The organism is Micromonospora sp. NBC_00898, from assembly GCF_045207895.1.
Lineage (GTDB): Bacteria > Actinomycetota > Actinomycetes > Mycobacteriales > Micromonosporaceae > Micromonospora.
Genome location: NZ_CP108775.1, coordinates 5,016,582 through 5,036,548, shown reverse-complemented (window position 1 = coordinate 5,036,548; position 19,967 = coordinate 5,016,582). Strand labels below are relative to the sequence as shown.

Below are 19,967 nucleotides of genomic sequence, written 5' to 3'. Positions count from 1 at the left end.
GTGGCGGCGGGCCCTTTCTTCGTCCCTCGCGGCGCGAAGCTGCGGCGTCACTCCACGACAGTTGGCTGACCCGGTCACTGTTCGTGGTCGGGCCCCCGGGCCCGCACGGTGTTCCGCGCGTCCTTTGCTCTGCTTAACTGCCCGCAACACGTCAGCGAGCTGGCATTTTGCGACCTGCCGTAGCTGCGGGCCTAGCCGCATGCGGTGACGCTGGGTTGCTGTTGCGTGGGCTGCAGCAGAGCAAAGGGCACGCGGGACAGTGCCCGCCCGACGGCACCATCACCGTTGGTGACTGCCAGCGGCGCCCCCCGCCAGCGGGTAAGGCCCGGGGGAACGGTCAGGCCGGAGGGCGGGTCAGAAGCGCCAGGTCCAGGCGTCGGCGGTCCGGGTGCCGGGGCCGAAGAGCTGCTCCAGCGTCCGCCGCAGGGTCTCCGCGTGCGGGGCGTCGTCGGTCAGCGCCACGCACGACGCCCCCCAGAAGCGGATGTCGCGGGCGGCCTGCCGGCGCTGCTCGTCGCCGACGGCCGCCGGGACGCCGCGCTTGGCCACGTCGGCCAGCAGCGCCGACGTGGGGCGCTTGTAGGTGCCCATGGTGGCCGAGCCGCCCCGGCCGTACGGGCCGATGAAGAAGCCCTCGGGCATGCCGAACTCCGCGTCCGCCGCCGTCGCCCAGCTCATCGGCCACGGGTCCTTCGGGGTGGCCGGCGGCACCGGGACCAGCACCCCGCCGGGGCGTACGCACTGCCGCCAGTGGCCGGCGGTGACGAACTCCGGCAGCGCCGGCCGGTCGGTGGTCGGCAGCGGCGCCGGGAAGACGCTGAGCAGCGCCGCGCCCACCGCGAGGGGGACCAGCCGCCGGGCCCGGCCGCGCCCCCGCAGGGCGCGGTCCACCGCGAGCGTCAGCAGCGTGCCGGTCAGCGGCAGCAGGGCGAGGCCGAAGCGCATCGGCAGCGCGCCGTCCACCACCGGCAGGCCCTCCAGCAGGGTGTACGGCCCGGGGAGCGCGGTTCGTTCGCCGGAGATCAACACCTCCGGGCCGAGCGACAGTGCGCCCATCACCAGCGCCCCGGCGACGCAGGCGACGACCACCGGCCGGCGGCCGAGCCAGCCCGCGCACCCGGCGGTGGTCAGCAGCAGCGGCCAGCCCAGGAAGGTGTTGTACTCGGCCGGCCCGGTGGTCAGCCGGGACGAGGAGTCGCTGCCCGCCACGGAGAGCGGGGAGATCGTCCACCAGCTGCTCAGGTCGGCGGAGAAGTAGTGCGGGCTGAACATCCCCTCGGCGACCCCCTGCGGCCCGGCGAACTGGTACCAGAGCGGGTACGCGAGCACCAGCAGCGCCAGGCCGGCGGCGAGCATCAGCCCGCCGCCGAAGGTGGGCAGGGCCCGCCGGAGCAGCGGTCGGTCGGTCACCGCGTACGCGACGGTCATCACCAGCAGCGTGAGCGCGGCGAGGAAGAGCACCTCCTCGCCGATGAAGGCCTGGACGGTGACCGCCGCGGCCAGCCCGACCGCCGAGCTGGCCAGCCGGCGGCCGTCCGGCCCGTCCAGGGTGCCGGCCGGGTCGGCGGCCCGGAGCAGCCGTACCACCAGCCAGACGATCACCGGGACCAGCCACTGCGCGGTCATGTGCAGATGACCGTTGCTCTGGGAGATCATCCCCGGGCCGAAGCCGCACAGTGCGGCGCCGAGCCCGGCGGGGAACCGGCGGGCCCGCAGCGTCCGGGTGAAGAGCAGGTACCACGCGACCGCCGTGCCGGCGAGGTTCCCCGCGACCAGCAGCGCGAAGGTGACCGGCGCCCCGAACAGCCACGTGACCGGGGCGAGGAGCACCCCGAGCGCGATCACCGTGGTGTTGGTCATCAGGTTGACCCCGTCCGGCGCGTTGAGCCGGTCGGTGAGGAGGCTGAAGTCGCCGAGCAGGGCGCGCGAGTCGACCGCCAGGAACCACTCGTAGAGGGTCTGGTCCTCGGGGTTGAGCGCGAGCATCCGCTGCGCGGGCGCGGGCCACAGCCCGTGGGTGAGCCAGCCCGCCAGCAGCGTGAAGAGCAGCCCGGCGAGCAGGTCCGCGCGGTAGCGGATCGCGGTGGCCAGCAGCCGGGCGGACCGGGACGGGCGGGCGGCCTCCGGTTCGAGGCGGACCGCCTGACCGGGGTCGGGCCCGGGGGCGGTGCGGGCTGCGCTGGTCACGGCCTCGACCATAGTGGCGCGACCACCACGGGGTACGCCGGGTCGGGGCGCAACGACTACGGTGGGACTGCACCGCCGCGTGTCGACGCGCCGGTGTCACCCGCCCGGGTGGTGGAACGGCAGACACGGCCGCCTTAAAAGCGGCTGCCGCAAGGCGTGCGGGTTCGACCCCCGCCCCGGGCACCCGAGACTCTCAGGTTTCCCACAGCTTCGCGTCCGGCGTGGGCTGTCGGCCCCGTTTACCCTTGAGGGTGCACGTTCACGTGCACTGACCCCCTGAGGGAGGCCTGAGAAGTGAAGACCTCGAACCCGGTGCTCGCCCGGCTCGGCCAGGCGGCCGAGCGTGAGCGGGCGGCCGGGTACGCCCAGCCCGGGCCGTACGGACAGCCCGGTTACCCCCAGCAGTACGCGCCGTACCAGCAGCAGTACCCTGCCGGCGTCGGCTACCCGGCGGCGCCGCCCACCGTGAGCCCGATGACCCTCGACGACGTCGTCGTCAAGACGGTCATGATGCTCGGCCTCCTCGGCGTCTCCGCCGCGGCGGCGTGGGTGCTCGTGCCGGACGCCCTGGCCCCTGCCGCCTGGATCGGCGCCGCGGTCGTCGGCCTGGTGCTCGGCCTGATCATCTCGTTCTCCCGGATGGCGAACCCGGCGCTGGTCGTGGCGTACTCGATCGTCGAGGGCGTCTTCGTCGGCATGGTGAGCAAGGCGTTCAACTCGCTCTACGACGGCATCGTGCTGCAGGCCGTGGTGGCCACCTTCGGCGTCTTCTTCCTGATGGCGATCATCTACAAGGCGCGGGTCATCCGGGCCACGCCGAAGTTCGCCCGGATCATGACCGCCGTCATCGCGGGCCTCGTCGGCGTCATGCTGATCAACCTGGTGCTGGCGCTCTTCGGCGTCAACACGCACCTGCGCGACGGCAGCCCGTTGGCCATCGGGTTCAGCCTGGTCTGCATCGTGGTGGCCTCGCTGAGCTTCGTGCTCAACTTCGCCGAGATCGAAGAGGGCGTCCGGATGGGGCTCCCGCGGCGCTACTCCTGGACGGCCGCCTTCGGCATCGTGGTCGGCCTGGTCTGGCTCTACCTGGAGATCCTGCGCCTGATCAGCTACTTCCAGGGTGACGACTGATCCGCCCGCCGCACGACCCCGGCGCCCGCCCCCGCGACAGCGGCGGCGGGCGCCGTCGTTTACCCGTCGCCGCCGGGCCGTCCGGGGCAGAGTGGGACCGGGGGGTACGTCGGCGAGGAGGTCGCGGTGCGGAGTGCCAATCCGGTGCTGACCCGGCTCGACGACGTCGGCCGGACCGAACGCCAGGTGCTCGGGGTCGGGGCCGCCGAGGCGATGACCGTGGACGACGTGGTGTCCCGGACGGTCGGCCTGCTGCTGCTCACCGGCGTCACCGCGGCGGTCGCCTGGGTGGTGGTCCCGCAGGCGGTGTGGCTGCCGGCGGCACTGGCCGGCACCTCGCTGGCCGGGCTGGTGCTGTTGCTGGTCGTCTCGCTGAAGCAGATCACCAATCCGCCGCTGATCGCGGCGTACGCGGTGCTCCAGGGGCTGCTGCTCGGGGTGGCCAGCCGCGCCTTCGAGCTGGTCTACCCGGGGATCGTGGTGCAGGCCGTGGTCGGCACGTTCGGGGTCTTCCTCGGCATGGCGGCGCTCTACCGGGCCCGGCTGATCCGGGCCACGCCGCGGTTGGCCCGGCTGGTCGCCGGGGCGCTGATCGGCCTCCTCGCGATCGGCCTGGTGAACCTGGTGGCTTACCTGCTCACCGGGCGGCAGGGGGTGGCGACGTACAGCCTGACCAGCCAGGTCGGCTGGCTGCCCTACGTCTTCTCCGGGGTGGCGATCGTGGCCGGGGCGCTGAGCTTCATCCTCGACTTCGACCTGGTCGAGCGGTCGGTCCGCGCCGGCCTGCCCCGCCGGTACGCCTGGTTCTGCGCGTTCGGCCTGCTGGTCGGGTTGATCTTCCTGTACTGGCAGATCCTGCGCCTGCTCAGCTACCTGCGCCGGTGACCGGCTCGTAGACTCGGCGGCGATGAGCGCAGCGGAACTGGACCGGGCGGTGGAGCTGCTGGTCCGCCAGGTCGGGCACTGGCAGCAGCCCCGGTGGTCGGCGACGGCCGAGGGCGGCAACGTGTCCCGGGCCGACCTGGTCCACAAGCTGGTGCAGGAGATCGCCAACCTGGCGGCCGACGCGGAGGGCGGGCTGCGGCGGGACGTACCCCGGTTGGGCAATGACCTGGTGCTGCCCGACCAGCTCCGGGTGGTCGCCGCCGACCTGCGGGCGGCCGGCCCGCCGGACGCGGTGCTCGCCCGGGCCGCCGCGGTGGTCACCGCGACCCGCTCGGCGCTCTGAGGTCCGGCGGTCGGGCCCGGGGCGGTCGCCGATCAGTTCTCCAGCCAGCGCCGTAGCTTCCGGCGGCGGGTCCGGTCGGCGGCGCGGGCGATGGCCGGCGCGTCCCGGTCGGCCGCGGCGGCCTGGCGGGCGTACAGGACGCCGTAGGTGAACCCGTTCTCGCCCTCGGCGTACGCGCGCCCCGCCTGCCGGCGCAGCACCTCGCGGGTCACCACCGAATCCTGGTGCGCGCCCAGCACGTCCTGCAGGTCCTTGAGCCGGTCCACCAACGTGGCGGCGCGCTTGCCGACGGCCGGCTCACGGACCTCGACCGCGTACCGGGCCGCCTTGTACGCCTTGCGCGCCTCGTGCAGCGCGGCGTCCCGTTCCGCGTCCCTCTGGTGGTCGCCGGCCAGGGCCCGGTCCAGCCGGTCGTCCGCCCGGTTCACTGCCCGGCGCACCCGCCGGGCGACCCAGCGCGCGTCGATCGTCCGCCCGGTCGGCCCCTCCAGCAGCGCGTCCAGCCGGGCCAGCAGCTCGGCGTACCGGTCGGAGGCGAGCGCCGCGCGCAGCTCGTCCAGGGCGGTGGCCAGGTCGGCGGCGAACCGGGCGGAGATCCGGGCCGCGACCGGGCCGAGCACCAGGTCGGCCGGTTCGGCGTGCACCGCGTCGGTGAGCCGGGCCGCCATCACCTGGGTGTCGCGGACCGGCCCGAGCTGGGCGCCGAGCCAGCGCAGCTCGGTGCGCAGCCACTCGCTCTCCCGGCGGTCCCACAGCCCCCGGAAGGTCCGCAGGGTGGACCGCAGCCGGCGGACGGCGACCCGCATGTCGTGCACCGCGTCCTCGTCACCGCCGATCGCACCGGGGTGCTGGGCGACCAGCACGTCGCGGTGGGCGAGGGCGTAGTCGACGACGGGCGCGGCGCCGGCCTCGGGGGTCGCGACGGGGACGGCGAGCCGGCCGGCCAGCGCCCGGTGCGACTTGGAGACCGGGACCGGGCGGGCGCCGGCCGCCTTCAGCCGGGCGTCCATTGCGGCGAGCAGCGCGTCGTCGCCGTCGACCAGCTCGATCTCGATCTCCCGCCAGGCCTGCCGCTCGCCGGTGACCAGGTCGCGCCCCTCGACGGTGTCCTCGGCGACCTCGGCCATCGCCCGGCCCCGCTCGTCGAGCAGCCGGCGCTCGATCCGTCGGGTGCTGATCCGGGCCGCCGGGGCCACTGGCCGGCCCCGGGACGCGGCGCGGAACAGCGCGACCAGCTCCGCCGGCGGGGCCTCGTCGTCCGCCCCGGCCGGGAACTGGTACTCGGTCCGGTCGCCGCCGGCCGAGCCGACCTTCAGGTGCCAGCCCGCGTCGTGCCCGCCGGTACGCCGGCGCAGCGCGAACCCGCTGCGGGCCAGCCGGAGGTCGGCGGTGTCCAGGTAGACCGCGTCGAGGTCGAGGGCGGTGGCGTCCGACGTGGTCGTGACGCCACCGCACCCCGTCAGGTCCGGCAGCCGGAATCCGTCGTCCGCGGAGTACTTGCGTTCCCGTTCCACGACCGTCGCCATGACGGGACGGTACCCGGGTGTGGGAACGCCGAATCGGGTCTCAGCTCAGCCGTTCGAGCACCATCGCCATGCCCTGGCCGCCGCCGACGCACATGGTCTCCAGACCGATGGTCTTGTCGTGCCACTCCAGGGCGTTGAGCAGGGTGCCGGTGATCCGGGCGCCGGTCATGCCGAACGGGTGCCCGACGGCGATCGCGCCGCCCATCACGTTCAGCTTCTCCTCCGGGATGCCGAGCTGCCGGTAGGAGGGGATCACCTGGGCGGCGAACGCCTCGTTGATCTCGACCAGGTCGACGTCGCCGATGGTCATCCCGGCGCGCTTGAGGGCCTGCTTGGAGGCCTCGACCGGGCCGAGGCCCATGATCTCCGGCGACAGCGCGGTGACGCCGGTCGACACGATCCGGGCCAACGGGGTGAGCCCGAGGTCACTGGCCCGCTGGGCGCTCATGATCACCACGGCGGCGGCGCCGTCGTTGAGCGGGCAGCAGTTGCCGGCGGTGATCCGGCCGTCCGGGCGGAAGACCGGCTTCAGCCCGGAGACCGCCTCCAGGGTCACCCCGGGGCGCGGGCCGTCGTCGGCGCTCACCACGGTGCCGTCCGGCGTGGTGACCGGGGTGATCTCGCGGGCCCAGAAGCCGTCGGCGATGGCCTTCTCAGCCAGGTTCTGGCTGCGGACGCCGAAGGCGTCCATGTCCTCGCGGGTGATGTCGTACACCTGGGCGAGGTTCTCCGCGGTCTGCCCCATGGCCAGGTAGATGTCGGGGAGCTGGCCGTCCTCCCGCGGGTCGGTCCAGACCTCGGCGCCGCCCTGCGCGCGGGCCTTGGACCGCTCGTGGGCCGCGGCGAAGCGCGGGTTCTCCCAGCCGCCGCCGACCAGCGCCTGCGCCTCGGGCGGCAGGGTGTCGGAGTTGCCCCGGGCGTATCGGGAGACCATCTCGACGCCGGCGGAGATGAACACGTCGCCCTCGCCGGCCCGGATCGCGTGCATCGCCATCCGGGTGGTCTGCAGCGAGGAGGCGCAGTAGCGGGTCAGGGTGGCGCCCGGCAGGCCGTCGAGGCCCATCAGGGTGGCGACCACCCGGGCCATGTTGAAGCCCTGCTCGCCGCCGGGCAGGCCGCAGCCCAGGTAGAGGTCTTCGATCTCGGTCGGGTCGAGCCCGGGGACCTTGGCCAGGGCGGCCTGGACGATGGTCGCGGCGAGGTCGTCCGGGCGGACGTCACGCAGCGAACCCTTGAACGCGCGGCCGATGGGGGACCGGGCGGTGGCGACGATGACGGCGTCGCGGGACGACTCAATCGGCATGAACCAACGTTAACCCGCGAGTAACTTGACGCGGAAGCAGCCCGCTCGGCGGGAAATGTCACCCCGCCCCAGGGCGGTCAGTGGTGGCGGGAGGCGATCGTCGCCGCCGCCTCGACGGCCGGCAGGAGGGCGTGTGCCCAGACCCGGTAGCCGTCGGCGGAGGGGTGGTAGCCGTCGTGGCAGAGCGTCCCGGCGTCGGCCCGGAACACCGGCCCGGTCTCGGTGGCCAGGTCGACCACGCTGCCGCCCGCGTCCAGCACAGCCGTCGTCTGGGCGCGGGCGACCCGCCGCCCGGACCAGCCGAGCACCTGTCGCAGCGGGGCGGCCACCGCACGGACCGCGCCCAGGTCGGGGCAGGTGCCGACGACCACCTCGACGTGCGCCTCGCGCAGCCGGCGCACCGCCGAGCCGAGGTAGGCCGCGGCGTCGGCGGGTCGGGTCATCGCGGTGGCGTCGTTGGCGCCGACCAGGATCAACGCCACGTCGGGACGCTCGCCCAGCAGCGCCCGGGCCACCTGGGTGGCCAGGTCGGTCGACCGGGAGCCGGCGACCCCGACGCTGGACAGGTGCACCTGCCGGCCGGTCGTGCCCTCGGCGAGCAGGTGGGCGAGCTGGCCGCCCACAGTCTCCTCGAAGTGTTCCACCCCGACGCCGAGCGCCGAGGAGTCGCCGAGCAGCACCAGCCGCAGCGGCGGGGCACCCGCCCGGCCGACCGTGGCGCGCAGGGCGAGGCCCAGCTCCGGCTGGGCGTACCGGCGGTTGCGGGCGGCGATGGCCTGGCCGGCGAGGACGGCCGCCCCGCCCACCGTGCCGGCGACCAGGGAGAGGGCCGCGGCCCGACCCAGCCGGGCCGCGAGCTCGTGGTGCTCGGTCATGACCCCACCACCCTGCCGTCGCGCTCGCTCATGCCAGTCCCTCCAGTGTGGGTGAGTCGGCGGCCGGGCCGGGTTGCGGCACCGCGCCGACGCCGAAGAACGCGCGCCGCCGCAGCTGCGCCCAGCGGCCGCCCGGTCCCCGGTCGCGGCCCCGGACCTGGACGGCGCTGACCTCGGTGCCGGCGTGCCGGGCCGCCTCGTGGGCAGCCTCCGGCAGCGACCGTACGCCTTCGCCCCGGGCGACCGCCGCCCGGCGTTCCTGGCCCGCCCCGAGCGCGGAGAGCACGGTGGGCAGGAGCGCCGCCGCGGCCACCGCGTACCCCTCGGCGGACGGGTGGAACCGGTCCCAGGCGAACATCCGGGCCGGCTCGGCGGCGAACCGGGGGCCCAGCATGTCGCCGAGGGAGACCGTCCGGCCACCCGCCTCGACCACCGCCACCGTCTGGGCGGCGGCCAACTGCCGGCTCCAGCGCCGGGCCAGCCAGCGCAGCGGCGGCTGGATGGGTCGGATCGCGCCCAGGTCGGGGCAGGTGCCGACGACCACCTCGCAGCCGGCCGCCCGCAGCGTGCGGACCGCGTCGACCAGGTAGCGCACGGCCAGCGGCGGCGGGGTCCGGTTGGTGACGTCGTTGCCGCCGATCAGGATCACCGCGATGTCCGGCCCGACCTCCAGGGCCGACTCGACCTGCGGCCTCAGACCGGCCGACAGGGAGCCGACCACCGCGTACCGGTGCAGCCGCACCGGCCGGTGCAGCCGGCGGGACAGCCCGGTGGCCAGCAGCGCGCCCGGCGTCTCCCGGCGGCGGTGCACGCCGTAGCCGGCGGCGGAGGAGTCGCCGAGGATCACCATGGTCAGCGGCGGGCCGGGGAACTTGGCGCCGTACGTCCCGTCGCAGCGCGGCGGGGGAGCCTCGGCCATCGGGATGGTCCGCCGGGCCTGGCGGGCCTGGCCCAGCAGCACCCCGCCGGTCGCGACGGTGGCCGCGACCGTGGCGCCCGTGCCGATCGCCGCCACCCGGGCGATCCGCCGGGCGCGCTGCCAACCGCCAACGGCACCAGCGTCCCCCATGAGCCGACATTATCGCGCCGGCCCGACACCCCGCTCTCCTCGTGACGGCTGGTTCATGGCTGGGAGAGGACCGTTCTGGGTACCTCCTGCGGCAGGGCCGCCGACCGACGGTCCGGCCGGCGGGCGGGGCGGGCTTGCGCCCGGGCGGCACGCTGGTCGAGCGGAAAGGGGCTCAGCCGATGGGGAAGACGTTGAAGCGGAGCGCGGCGTTCACCGCGCTGGCCCGGGCACTGATGGCGGGGGCGCGGGGCGGGCCGTCGCTGGGGGAGCGGCTGGCCGCGTTGCCCCGGATGATCAGGGCGACCGCCCGGGGGGAGTACGACGGCGGCCTGCGGCTGGCCATGATGACCGCGGCCACGGCGTACGTGGTCTCCCCGGTCGACGTGGTCCCGGAGCTGTTCCTGACCATCTTCGGGCTGGTGGACGACGCGGTGATGGTCACCTGGCTGGCCGGCAGCGTGCTGTCGGAGACCGAGCGGTTCCTGGAGTGGGAGGCGCGTCGCAGCTCCGTCATCCCCGGGCATGTGACGCCCTGACGGCACGTACCCTGGGCGTCGAGAACACGTCCGCCGGCGCCGGCGCCGCAACGAAGGGCACAACGAGGTGCAGTACTACGACAACGTCGTCGAGCTGATCGGCAACACCCCGCTGGTACGGCTGCGCAACGTCACCGAGGGTATCCAGGCGACCGTGCTGGCGAAGGTGGAGTACCTCAACCCGGGCGGTTCGGTGAAGGACCGGATCGCGCTGCGGATGGTGGAGGACGCCGAGGCCGCCGGGATCCTGCGGCCGGGCGGCACGATCGTCGAGCCGACCAGCGGCAACACCGGTGTCGGCCTGGCCCTGGTGGCGCAGCTCAAGGGCTACAAGTGCGTCTTCGTCTGCCCGGACAAGGTCAGCCAGGACAAGCAGGACGTGCTGCGCGCGTACGGCGCCGAGGTGGTGGTCTGCCCGACCGCCGTCGCGCCGGAGGACCCGCGCTCCTACTACAACGTCTCCGACCGGCTGGCCCGGGAGATCCCCGGCGCCTGGAAGCCCAACCAGTACAGCAACCCGGCGAACCCGCGCTCGCACTACGAGACCACCGGCCCGGAGTTGTGGAAGCAGACGGAGGGGGAGATCACCCACTTCGTGGCGGGCGTCGGCACCGGCGGCACCATCTCCGGCATCGGCCGCTACCTCAAGGAGGCGTCCGAGGGCCGGGTCAAGGTCGTCGGCGCGGATCCGGAGGGCTCGGTCTACTCCGGCGGCACCGGTCGGCCGTACCTGGTCGAGGGCGTCGGCGAGGACTTCTGGCCGGAGACGTACGACCGCGGCGTCGCCGACGAGATCGTCGAGGTCTCCGACAAGGAGTCCTTCGAGATGACCCGGCGGCTGGCCCGCGAGGAGGGGCTGCTGGTCGGGGGCTCCTGCGGGATGGCCGTGGTGGCCGCCCTGGAGGTGGCCCGCGAGGCCGGCCCCGACGACGTGATCGTGGTGCTGCTGCCGGACAGCGGCAAGGGCTACCTGTCGAAGATCTTCAACGACCAGTGGATGGCCCGGTACGGCTTCCTGGACAACTCGGGCACCGAGCCGACCGTCGCCGATGCGCTCTCCAGCAAGCCGGGCGGCCTGCCCGAGCTGGTGCACGTGCACCCGACCGAGACGGTCCGCGACGCCATCGACTACATGCGCGAGTACGGCGTCTCCCAACTCCCGGTGCTCAAGGCGGAGCCGCCGGTGGTGACCGGTGAGGTGGCCGGCTCGATCGCCGAGAGGGACCTGCTCGACGCGCTCTTCACCGGGCAGGCGCACCTGCACGACACGATCGAGCGGCACATGGCCGAGCCGCTGCCGATGATCGGCGGCGGCCAGCCGGTGAGCGAGGCGGTCGGCCTGCTGGAGAAGTCCGACGCCGCGCTGGTGCTGGTCGACGGCAAGCCCAAGGGCGTGCTCACCCGCCAGGACCTGCTCGCCCACCTCGGCGCCCGCTGACCCGCAGGCAAGGAAGGGCCCCCTGTTGACGCCTCGTGCATAGCAGGGGGCCCCGCTTAACGGCTCAGCTCGGTGGGGACGGCGACCACGTCGACGAGGGCGCTCTTGCGCAGCACGGTGACCGGCAGTCGGACACCGATGGCCGGGCCGAGCATCAGGCGTTGCAGGCCCTGGCCGTCGCTGACCGGTCGACCACCGGCGGAGAGGATCACGTCGCCGAGGTAGATCCCGGCCACCCCGGCCGGACTGCCCGGCACCACCTCGACCACCCGCAGCCCGCGCCGCTGTCCGGTCCGCTCGGTGATCTCCGGGGGCAGCGGCACCGGCGCCCCGGCCACCCCCAGCCAGGCCCGGCGGACCCGGCCGTCGCTGGTCAGGTCGGCGATGATCTGCCGGGTGGTGGTGTTGATCGGCACGGCCAGTCCGAGGCCGTACCCGGCGACCGCGGTGTTCACCCCGACCACCCGGCCGGCCGAGTCGGCCAGCGCGCCGCCGGAGTTGCCCGGGTTGAGCGCGGCGTCGGTCTGGATGACGTCCTCGATCAGCCGGACCAACCGCCCGTCCCGGGCCGGCAGCGACCGGCCCAGCCCGGAGACCACCCCGGCGGTGACCGAGCCGGCCAGCCCCATCGGGTTTCCGACGGCCACCACCAGCTGTCCGATCCGCAGGCCGTCCGCGTCGCCCAGCTCCACCGGCGGCACCGCCGGCTCCTCGGCCCGCAGCACGGCCAGGTCCGACAGCGGGTCGGCGCCGACCACCCGGAACCGGGTCTCGGTGCCGTCGCCGAAGGCGGCCGAGCCGCCCCCGGCGCCCTGCACGACGTGGGCGCTGGTCAGCAGCAGACCCTCGGCGTCGATGGTGACGGCCGAGCCGGCGCCGGCACCGCGCGCGGTCCGCACCGACAGGGCGGCGACGCTGGGCAGCACGCTCGCCGCCACACCGGTCACCACCCGGGAGTACGCGTCCAGGGCGGCGTCCTCCGCCCGCTCGCTGTGATCTGTGTCCATGCCTGCGGCAACGCCCGGCGCGGGTCCGGCATGCCGGCCCGCGCTCCGCTCACAGCGAACGGCGCGCTGGGTGCGCGGGTGTCAACAGGGGGCCTCTGCTCTACCGGAGGCGTTGAGAAGGGGCCTCTCCTCACACCTCGCGCGCATAGCGGAGCTGGGGGACGAGGGCGACGCCGATGTGTTCGTCGCGCTGCGTGCCGGTGGGGGTCCAGCCGCCGTGGGCGTAGAAGGCGCGGGCGGGCGTGTTCTGGGCGAGCACCCACAGGACCGCCCGGGACCAGCCGCGCGCCCGCATCGCGTCGAGGGCGTCGACAATCAGTGCCCGACCGGTGCCCCGGCCGCGCTCGTCCGGCTCCAGGTGGATCGCGTTGAGCAGGCCCGTCGCCGGGTCGCCCTCGTCGTCGGGGCCCAGGTAGCTAAAGCCGACGAGCCGGCCGTCCCGCTCGGCGACGGTCATCCGGTGGTCGCTCCGCTCCCAGGTCCACCGCTCCACCCAGTAGCGCCCCATCGCCTCCGGTGTCGGATCGGCCAGCGCCTCCGCCGGCAGGAACGACGAGTACGCCGCCACCCGGGACCGCTGGTGCAGGGCGCCGATCGGCATCAGGTCGGCCTCGGTGGCGGGGCGCAGGGTGACGATCACCCGGCCGACGCTACCCGGCGGGGCGGGACCGGCACGGTCATCAGGTCCTCGGCGACGACCAGGTCACCGGCGAAGTGCTCGCGCGCCTCGTCGGCGAAGCGGCGTGGGTCGGCGTACCGCTGGGAGAAGTGGGTGAGCACCAGGGTGTGTACCCCCGACTCGGCCGCCACCCGCGCGGCCTGCGCCGCGGTGAGGTGCCCGACCTCAGCGGCGAGCGCGGCCTCCGACTCCAGGAACGTCGACTCGATGACCAGCAGGTCGGCGTGCTCGGCGAGGGCGTACACCCCGTCGCAGAGCCCGGTGTCCATGACGAAGGCGAACCGCTGCCCCGGCCGCGTCACGCTCACCTCGTCCCGGGTGACGCGACGACCGTCCACGTCCAGGTGGCCGACGCGGAGCAGCTCCCCGACCGCCGGACCCGCGATGCCGTACGCGGACAGCTTCTCCGGCAGCATCCGGCAGCCGTCCGGCTCGACCAGCCGGTAGCCGTACGTCTCGAGGGGGTGCCGCAGCCGGCGGGCCTCCAGCGTGCCGACGCCCACGGTGATCCGCTGGCCGTCCGCCTCGATCGGCTCGACGCGCAGCTCGGCGGTCTCGTAGAAGGAGCTGGCGTGCCGCAGCCGGGCGAAGTACTCGGCGCCCTCGGCCGGGAAGTGCACGGCCACCGGGTGCGTCACCCGGTCCAGGGAGAGCCGCTGGATCATGCCGGGCAGTCCCAGGCAGTGGTCGCCGTGGAAATGGGTGACGCAGATCCGGGTGAGGTCGGTGGCGGAGATCCCGGTGTGCAGCATCTGCCGTTGGCTGCCCTCGCCGGGGTCGAAGAGGAACACGTCGTCGTCCCAGCGCAGCAGGTAGCCGTTGTGGTTGCGCTGCCGGGTCGGCGTCTGACTGGCCGTCCCGAGCACCACCAGCTCGCGCATGGACAAATTGGCCTCCCCCGGCTGAGCTGACCGGCCCGGCTTCGCCGGGACATAAAGCGACCCCCGGGGCTTCCGCGCTCGCGCGCGGGCCGGCTGGACTGGGCCGGCACCCCGGGGGTCGGGTGGCTGTCGTGGGTTCGCCGCACCGCTGCCACACGGTCTCGACGATGGTGCAAGGTGCCCGCCTCGCGGCGGACGGGATTTCACTGTCGAGGACAGCGGCTAGCGGACAGCCACCTCACGAGTCCGATTGCTATACAAGTCTGGACCACCTCCTTTCCCGTGTACCGCCACGCTATCGACTCCCCGGCGGCCCCGGCAACGGATTTCGATCACAGGCCCGGCTGGGAATGTGCTGTGGACGCCCGCAGCGCCCGGCCGGCGAGGTCGCGCAGGTGGCGGCGGAGTTCGGGCGGCTCGTGCACCTCGACCTCGCAGCCCAGCGTGGTGAGCCGGAACGCCAGCCAGTCCAGGGTGTCGACGTGCGAGACGAGCCGGCAGGTCCGCTCGTCGACCGGCGTCAACTCGCCGTCGCCGACCCGGCCCCGTACCTCGGCGACCGGGGCGTGCAGGGTGGCCACCGCCCGGTACGTGGGCGCGAGCGCGTACAACTGCTCGTGCACGTACGCGGCGGCGTCCGCGGCCGGCAGGTCCCGCTGGGCTCGGCATGCCGACCGAGGCGGACCTGCCGAGGCTGGACGAGGCCGAGCAGGCGTTCTACCACCAGATGCGGCAGTGGGCCGGCGTCGGGGTGGACCACCACGGGCTGCTCCGGGCGGCCCCGCAGACGCTCAGCTACGCGTGGCAGGACTCGCCGGTCGGGCTCCTCGCCTGGCTGATGCACAAATTCAAGGAGTTCACCTGGACGGCGGACGTGCCGGAGAAGGCGATCGACCGGGACCTGCTGCTGACCAACGCCACCGTCTGGTGGTTCACCGGCACGTCCGGCTCGTCCTCCTGGTTCATGTACGACAACACCGCCTTCGCCTGGCCCCGGGGGCAGAACCTGGTCCCCACCGGCGTGTACTCCGGCCCTCCGGGTGTCCGTCGGCTCGCCGAGCGGGACAACCGGATCACGCACTGGCCGGCCGGGAACCCGGGCAGCCACTTCGTGGCGATGGACGAGCCGTACGCCTACGCCGCCGACCTGCGCGCCTTCTTCGCCCAGCTCCGCTGACGGCGGGTCGCGTGGGCCTGGGCCCGCCGTGGGTCAGGTCTGGTCGGCGAGGCCGATCGGGCCCTCGCGCGGGCCCTCCTCGGACGCCGGCTGGACGGCCAGCGACGGGAAGTCGGCCAGGTCGCCCTCCGGCTCGGCGTCCCACTCGGGGAAGACCAGGTCGCTCTGCAGGTAGAGGCAGAGCAGTTGGGTGAGGTGGCGCAGCCCGTCCAGGTGGGTGCGCTCGTGGCCGTGGGTGGCGTCCACGCCGAAGCCGAGCAGCGCCACCCGGGCGTGCGCGCCCGCCTCGACGGCCGCCGCCACGTCGGAGCGGTAGTAGTCGAAGACGTCCCGGACCAGGTCGACGCCGTGCTCCCGGGCGATCGACGCGAGGTTGCGGGTCAGGTGGTAGTCGAACGGGCCGACCCCGTCGCCCATCGCCAGGGTCGCCGCGTCCTCCCGGGACTGCTGCCCGGGGGCGACCACCGCGGCGTCCACCGAGACGATCTCCGCGACGTCCGGGTCGAGGCCGTGGCTGGCCCCGTGGCCGATCTCCTCGGTGACCGTGACCAGCAGGTGCGCGGTGACCGCCGGGGTGATCCCGGCGTCGACCATCGCCTTGAACGCGGTGAGCACCGCCGCCACGCCGGCCTTGTCGTCCAGGTGCCGGGACTTCACGTAGCCGCTGGGGCTGATCGTCGGGTTGGGCAGGAACGCCACGAAGTCGCCCGCGTCGAGGCCGAGCGCCCGCAGCCCGGCGACGTCGTCGACCGGCTCGTCCACCCGGACCTCGACCTGCTCCCAGCCGACGCCCTGACAGTCGACGTCGTCGTTGTAGCGGTGGCCGCTGGCCTTCAACGGCAGCACCTGACCGGTGATCACCCGGTCCAGGTCGTCGGTGAAGATCCGCACGTGGGCACCCTCGGCGAAGCGGGCGCTGTGCGTGCCGATGGTCTTCAGCTCCAGCCGACCGTTGCACTTGAGCCGCTTCACCATCCCGCCGATGGTGTCGGTGTGCACCACGATCGCCCGGTCGGCGCCGGTGGACCGGGGACCGGGCAGGTAGGCGCTCAGCGCCCCGCGCCGGGTCAGCGTGGACGAGATGCCGAGCGCGGAGAGCCGCTCGCCCACGTACTGCTGGATGTGGTCGGTACGCCCCGACGGGCTGGAGATCTCCAGCAGCTCCACCAGCACCTGGCGGAGGTAGTCGAGGTCGAGCTCCAGCGGCTTCGGACTCACGCGGCACCTCCCGCGCCGGCCGGCGACCAGAGCCGCTGCGGTGCCCGGGTGCCGGGGAAGAGCAGGTCCACGAAGCGCTCGGCGGTCGGCTGCGGCTCGTGGTTGGCCAGGCCGGGCCGCTCGTTCGCCTCGATGAAGACGTGCTCTGGCCGGTCCGGGGCGGGCACCAGCAGGTCCAGCCCGGTGACCGGGATGTCCAGTGCCCGGCTGGCGGTCACGCACGCCTCGGCGATGGCCGGGTGCAGCTCGGCCGTGACGTCGTGGATGGTGCCGCCGGTGTGCAGGTTGGCGGTCCGCCGTACGGCGAGCACCTGACCCTCGGGGAGGACGTGGTGCATCCGGTACCCGGCCTCCGCGACCACCTCGCGGGTCATGTCGTCGATGGGAATGCGGGACTCGCCGCCGGTGGCGGCGGCCCGGCGCCGGCTCTGCCGCTCGATCAGCTCGGTGACGTCGTGCACCCCGTCGCCGGTGATCCGGGCGGGGCGGCGGACGGCGGCGGCCACCACCTCGTGGTCGATGACGACGACCCGCAGGTCCTCGCCGTCGCGCAGCTCCTCGATCAGCACGTCCGGGCAGAACCGCCGGGCCAGCTCGACCGCCGCGGTGAGCGCCTCGGCGGTCCGGACGCCGACGGTGATGCCGTTGCCCTGTTCGCCCCGCGCCGGCTTGACCACCACCGGGCCGACGTCCTCGAGAAAGGCCAGGTCGTCGGGCTCGCCGGTGGCGGTCCGGCCGCGCGGGACCGACAGCCCGGCTTCGGTGAGGATGCGCCGGGTGACCCGCTTGTCGTCGCAGCGGCTCATCGCCACCGCAGAGGTCAGCTCCGACAACGACTCGCGGGTGTGGACGGTCCGGCCGCCGTTGGTCAGCCGCAGCTCGCCCCAGCGCGGGTCGGTCACCTCCACCCGGACGCCGCGTCGCATCGCCTCGTCGGCGACGATCTTCGCGTACGGGTTGAGCTCGTCATACCCCTCGGGGGCGGCGGGCAGGAAGAGCCGCTCGTTGATCGGGTTCTTCCGCTTCACGCAGAGCGTGCCGGTGCGGTGGAAGCCGAGCCGCTCGTAGAGCCGGATCGCGCCCGAGTTCTCGGCGAGCACCGAGAGGTCCACGAAGGCCCGCCCGCGCTCGTCGAGCCGGTCGGCCAGCTCCGACAGCAGCGCCTGGCCGGTGCCGGGCGGCGCGTGGTTGAAGTCCACCGTCAGGCACCAGAGGCTGGCGCCGTTCTCCGGGTCGGCGAAGACCGCCACGTGGTCGACCCCGGTGATGGTGCCGACGATCTCCCCGGTGGCCGCCTCGGCGACCAGGTGCAGGAAGCGGTCGGTGTCGGCGTTGTCGACCAGCACCTCCACCGGGGCGGTCACCATTCCGTTGCGGGCGTAGATCCGGTTCACCGCGTCGGCGTCCGCGGCGTCGCGCAGCGGGCGGATCAGCAGGCCGGGGATCTGCGCGCCGGATTCGGTGGCGGCCGGCCGCCGGTCGCCCAGCGGCAGCCGGTAGGTCAGCGACGGGTCGATGAACAGCTCGTCGGGCAGCCGGGAGACCAGCACGTGCGGGTCGAGCAGGTAGATGCAGATGTCCCGGGCGCCAACCGCCTCGGAACGCAGCACGTCGGCGACATCAACCTGGTCGGTGAAGGTCTGGCCGAAGACCAGCCGCCCCCAACCGCAGTCCAGCACCACGCCGGCGTCGTCCGTCGGCGTGGTCGGCTCGGCCGTGCCGGGCGCGACCGGGTCGCCGCCCGGGCCGGTCCGCTCGCGGCGACGGCCGAGCACCCGTTCCCGGTCGGTAGGTGCCGTACCGGTGGCGAGGGTGTCGGTCACGGTCAGTCGATTCCGTGGCTCTGGAGCCACATTTCCAGGAGTCCCAGTTGCCACAGCTTGTTTCCGTTCAACGGGGTGAGTTCGGCGTTCGGGTCGGCGAGCAGCGCGTCGACGTAGTCGGCGCGGAACAGGTCGCGGCGGCGGGCCTCCGGCGCGCAGAGCGCGTCGCGTACCCGGTCGAGGAGCTTGCCCTCCAGGTGGGTGAGGCCCGGCACCGGGAAGTAGCCCTTGGGCCGGTCGATGACCTCGTGCGGGAGGACCCGGCGGCCGATCTCCTTGAGCACGCCCTTGCCGCCCTGGGCCAGCTTCAGCTCGGGCGGGCAGCTCGCGGCCAGCTCCACGAACTCGTGGTCGAGGAACGGCACCCGGGCCTCCAGCCCGTGCGCCATGGTCATGTTGTCGACCCGCTTCACCGGGTCGTCGGTCAGCATGACCTGGGTGTCGATCCGCAGGCCCGCGTCGACCGCGGTCCGCGCCCCGGTCCGACCCAGGTGCGCGGCGACGAACTCCCGCGCCGGGTCGCCGCCGGCCAGCCACGCCGGGTTGAGCACCCGGGCCAGCCCGGCCGCGTCCCGGTCGAAGAAGGCCTTGGCGTACGTCTCGAGCGCCTGTTCCCGGTCGACGCCGGCCAGCGGCGGGTACCAGTGGTAGCCGCCGAGGATCTCGTCCGCGCCCTGGCCGGACTGGACGACCTTGACGTGCCGGGAGACCTCCTGACTGAGCAGCCAGAACGCCACGCAGTCGTGGCTGACCATGGGTTCGCTCATGGCCGCGACGGCGACCTCCAGCGGCGGCAGCAGGTCCCCGGTGGGCACCCTGATCTGGTGGTGGTCGGTGCCGAAGGTCTTCGCCACCAGGTCGGAGTAGACGAACTCGTCGCCCTCCCGGCCGCCGACCGCGTCGAAGCCGATGGAAAAGGTGGCCAGGCCGGACTGCCCCTCGCCGGCGAGCAGCGCGACGACCAGGCTGGAGTCGAGACCCCCGGAGAGCAGCACGCCGACCGGCACGTCGGCGACCATCCGGCGGCGCACCGCGGTGGTCAGCGACTCCAGCAGAGCGTCCTGCCAGTCCCGTTCGGACCAGTCGGCCCGTTCGGCGGCGCGGGTGAACGCCGGGTCCCAGTAGACCCGCTCGCGGACCGCGCCGTCCGGCTCGTAGACCCGGACGGTGGCCGGGGGCAGCTTGGTGACGCCGCGCAGGATGGTCCGCGGCGGCGGCACGATGCTGTGGAAGCTCAGGTAGTGGGCGAGCGCCACCGGGTCGATCGAGGTGTCGATCCCGCCGCCGGCCAGCAGCGCCGGCAGGGTGCTGGCGAAGCGCACCACGCCGGGCGTCTCGGCCAGGTAGAGCGGCTTGATGCCGAGCCGGTCCCGGGCCAGCACCAGCCGGCCGGTGTCCCGTTCGGTGATCGCCACGGCGAACATGCCGATCAGGTGGTCGACGAAGTCGAGCCCCCACTCGGCGTACGCCTTGACCACGACCTCGCTGTCCCCGGCGGAGAAGAAGCGGTGCCCCTTGGCCTGCAACTCCTGGCGTAGCTCGCGGTAGTTGTAGATGCAGCCGTTGAAGACGCCGGTCAGACCCGAGACAGCGTCGACCAGCGGCTGTCCGCTCGCCTCGGACAGGTCGATGATCTTCAGACGGCGGTGGCCGAGGGCCGTCGGGCCCTGGGACCAGACCCCGCTGTCGTCCGGTCCCCGGTCGCTCATCGTCGCCGCCATGCGCTCCACCGCCGACACGTCGGCGCGCGAGCCGTCACGACGGAACTCCCCAGCCAGTCCGCACATGCCGGGCAATGCTGCCAGAGGTGGCCGCAGTTCGCCCGTTGAGCTGATGTCTACGGGGTTACGTGTTGCTAAGATGCGCGGCATTCGATGTCGGTGCGCTGC

The 19,967-nt window shown here is 73.8% G+C and carries 17 protein-coding genes, 1 tRNA gene and 1 pseudogene; 7 read left to right on the top strand and 12 right to left on the bottom strand.

Annotated features, from left to right (window positions below):
* Window positions 1-354: 354 nt before the first annotated feature.
* Window positions 355-2,187: a hypothetical protein gene (locus tag OG799_RS24420; RefSeq protein WP_406037882.1), complete on the bottom strand. Its 1,833-nt coding sequence runs from the start codon at window positions 2,185-2,187 to the stop codon at window positions 355-357.
* A gap of 102 nt (window positions 2,188-2,289) precedes the next feature.
* On the opposite strand from OG799_RS24420, the gene OG799_RS24415 reads away from it, so the two are divergent.
* From OG799_RS24415 to OG799_RS24400, 4 genes are all read left to right on the top strand, one after another.
* Window positions 2,290-2,370: transfer RNA gene (locus tag OG799_RS24415), tRNA-Leu, on the top strand.
* Between the two features lie 111 nt (window positions 2,371-2,481).
* Window positions 2,482-3,318 (top strand): Bax inhibitor-1/YccA family protein, encoded by an 837-nt coding sequence (locus tag OG799_RS24410; protein WP_406037880.1) that lies wholly within the window; start codon window positions 2,482-2,484, stop codon window positions 3,316-3,318.
* A 126-nt stretch (window positions 3,319-3,444) separates the two neighbouring features.
* Window positions 3,445-4,203, top strand: a complete 759-nt coding sequence (locus OG799_RS24405; protein ID WP_406037878.1) for a Bax inhibitor-1/YccA family protein — start codon at window positions 3,445-3,447, stop codon at window positions 4,201-4,203.
* Window positions 4,204-4,225: 22 nt separating this feature from the next.
* Window positions 4,226-4,546 carry a hypothetical protein gene (locus OG799_RS24400; RefSeq protein ID WP_406037876.1) on the top strand — a complete coding sequence of 107 codons (321 nt, stop codon included), beginning with the start codon at window positions 4,226-4,228 and terminating at the stop codon, window positions 4,544-4,546.
* A 32-nt stretch (window positions 4,547-4,578) separates the two neighbouring features.
* On the opposite strand, the gene OG799_RS24395 is transcribed toward OG799_RS24400, so the two are convergent.
* The 4 genes and pseudogenes from OG799_RS24395 to OG799_RS24380 form a co-directional block, all read right to left on the bottom strand.
* Entirely contained in the window at window positions 4,579-6,072 is a 1,494-nt protein-coding gene (locus tag OG799_RS24395; RefSeq protein ID WP_406037874.1) for a CHAD domain-containing protein, read from the bottom strand.
* Between the two features lie 40 nt (window positions 6,073-6,112).
* Complete coding sequence (locus OG799_RS24390; protein WP_406037872.1) at window positions 6,113-7,375, bottom strand: acetyl-CoA C-acetyltransferase; 1,263 nt, start codon at window positions 7,373-7,375, stop codon at window positions 6,113-6,115.
* 77 nt (window positions 7,376-7,452) lie between these two features.
* Window positions 7,453-8,250 (bottom strand): SGNH/GDSL hydrolase family protein, encoded by a 798-nt coding sequence (locus OG799_RS24385; RefSeq protein WP_406037870.1) that lies wholly within the window; start codon window positions 8,248-8,250, stop codon window positions 7,453-7,455.
* Window positions 8,247-9,319 (bottom strand): annotated as a pseudogene (locus tag OG799_RS24380) (SGNH/GDSL hydrolase family protein). The gene OG799_RS24385 and the pseudogene OG799_RS24380 overlap by 4 nt, the downstream one beginning before the upstream one ends.
* 179 nt (window positions 9,320-9,498) lie before the next feature.
* Here OG799_RS24380 and OG799_RS24375 point away from each other — a divergent pair.
* Together OG799_RS24375 and OG799_RS24370 are read left to right on the top strand one after the other, a co-directional pair.
* Window positions 9,499-9,855, top strand: coding sequence for a YkvA family protein (locus OG799_RS24375; protein WP_089011129.1), 357 nt, complete (start codon window positions 9,499-9,501; stop codon window positions 9,853-9,855).
* A gap of 67 nt (window positions 9,856-9,922) precedes the next feature.
* Window positions 9,923-11,293, top strand: a complete 1,371-nt coding sequence (locus OG799_RS24370) for a cystathionine beta-synthase (protein ID WP_406037867.1) — start codon at window positions 9,923-9,925, stop codon at window positions 11,291-11,293.
* 56 nt (window positions 11,294-11,349) lie between these two features.
* Here OG799_RS24370 and OG799_RS24365 read toward each other — a convergent pair whose 3' ends face one another.
* The 4 genes from OG799_RS24365 to OG799_RS24350 all read right to left on the bottom strand — a co-directional run bounded on the left by OG799_RS24365 (window position 11,350) and on the right by OG799_RS24350 (window position 14,510).
* Window positions 11,350-12,300, bottom strand: coding sequence for a S1C family serine protease (locus tag OG799_RS24365; RefSeq protein WP_406037865.1), 951 nt, complete (start codon window positions 12,298-12,300; stop codon window positions 11,350-11,352).
* A gap of 130 nt (window positions 12,301-12,430) precedes the next feature.
* Complete coding sequence (locus tag OG799_RS24360) at window positions 12,431-12,940, bottom strand: GNAT family N-acetyltransferase (RefSeq protein WP_406037863.1); 510 nt, start codon at window positions 12,938-12,940, stop codon at window positions 12,431-12,433.
* Window positions 12,937-13,866 carry a ribonuclease Z gene (locus OG799_RS24355; protein WP_406037861.1) on the bottom strand — a complete coding sequence of 310 codons (930 nt, stop codon included), beginning with the start codon at window positions 13,864-13,866 and terminating at the stop codon, window positions 12,937-12,939. Before OG799_RS24355 ends, OG799_RS24360 begins: the two co-directional genes overlap by 4 nt.
* Window positions 13,867-14,192: 326 nt before the next feature.
* Window positions 14,193-14,510 (bottom strand): WYL domain-containing protein, encoded by a 318-nt coding sequence (locus OG799_RS24350; RefSeq protein WP_406046389.1) that lies wholly within the window; start codon window positions 14,508-14,510, stop codon window positions 14,193-14,195.
* A 17-nt stretch (window positions 14,511-14,527) separates the two neighbouring features.
* On the opposite strand from OG799_RS24350, the gene OG799_RS24345 reads away from it, so the two are divergent.
* Entirely contained in the window at window positions 14,528-15,037 is a 510-nt protein-coding gene (locus OG799_RS24345; RefSeq protein WP_406037859.1) for a hypothetical protein, read from the top strand.
* A 33-nt stretch (window positions 15,038-15,070) separates the two neighbouring features.
* On the opposite strand, the gene OG799_RS24340 is transcribed toward OG799_RS24345, so the two are convergent.
* The 3 genes from OG799_RS24340 to OG799_RS24330 are packed head-to-tail and all read right to left on the bottom strand — an operon-like array spanning window position 15,071 to window position 19,865.
* Window positions 15,071-16,255 (bottom strand): osmoprotectant NAGGN system M42 family peptidase, encoded by a 1,185-nt coding sequence (locus OG799_RS24340; RefSeq protein ID WP_406037857.1) that lies wholly within the window; start codon window positions 16,253-16,255, stop codon window positions 15,071-15,073.
* On the bottom strand, window positions 16,252-18,078 hold the full coding sequence (gene ngg / locus OG799_RS24335; RefSeq protein WP_406037855.1) for an N-acetylglutaminylglutamine synthetase: 1,827 nt from the start codon (window positions 18,076-18,078) through the stop codon (window positions 16,252-16,254). Before ngg ends, OG799_RS24340 begins: the two co-directional genes overlap by 4 nt.
* 2 nt (window positions 18,079-18,080) lie before the next feature.
* Window positions 18,081-19,865, bottom strand: a complete 1,785-nt coding sequence (locus OG799_RS24330) for an N-acetylglutaminylglutamine amidotransferase (protein WP_406037853.1) — start codon at window positions 19,863-19,865, stop codon at window positions 18,081-18,083.
* Window positions 19,866-19,967 lie beyond the last annotated feature (102 nt).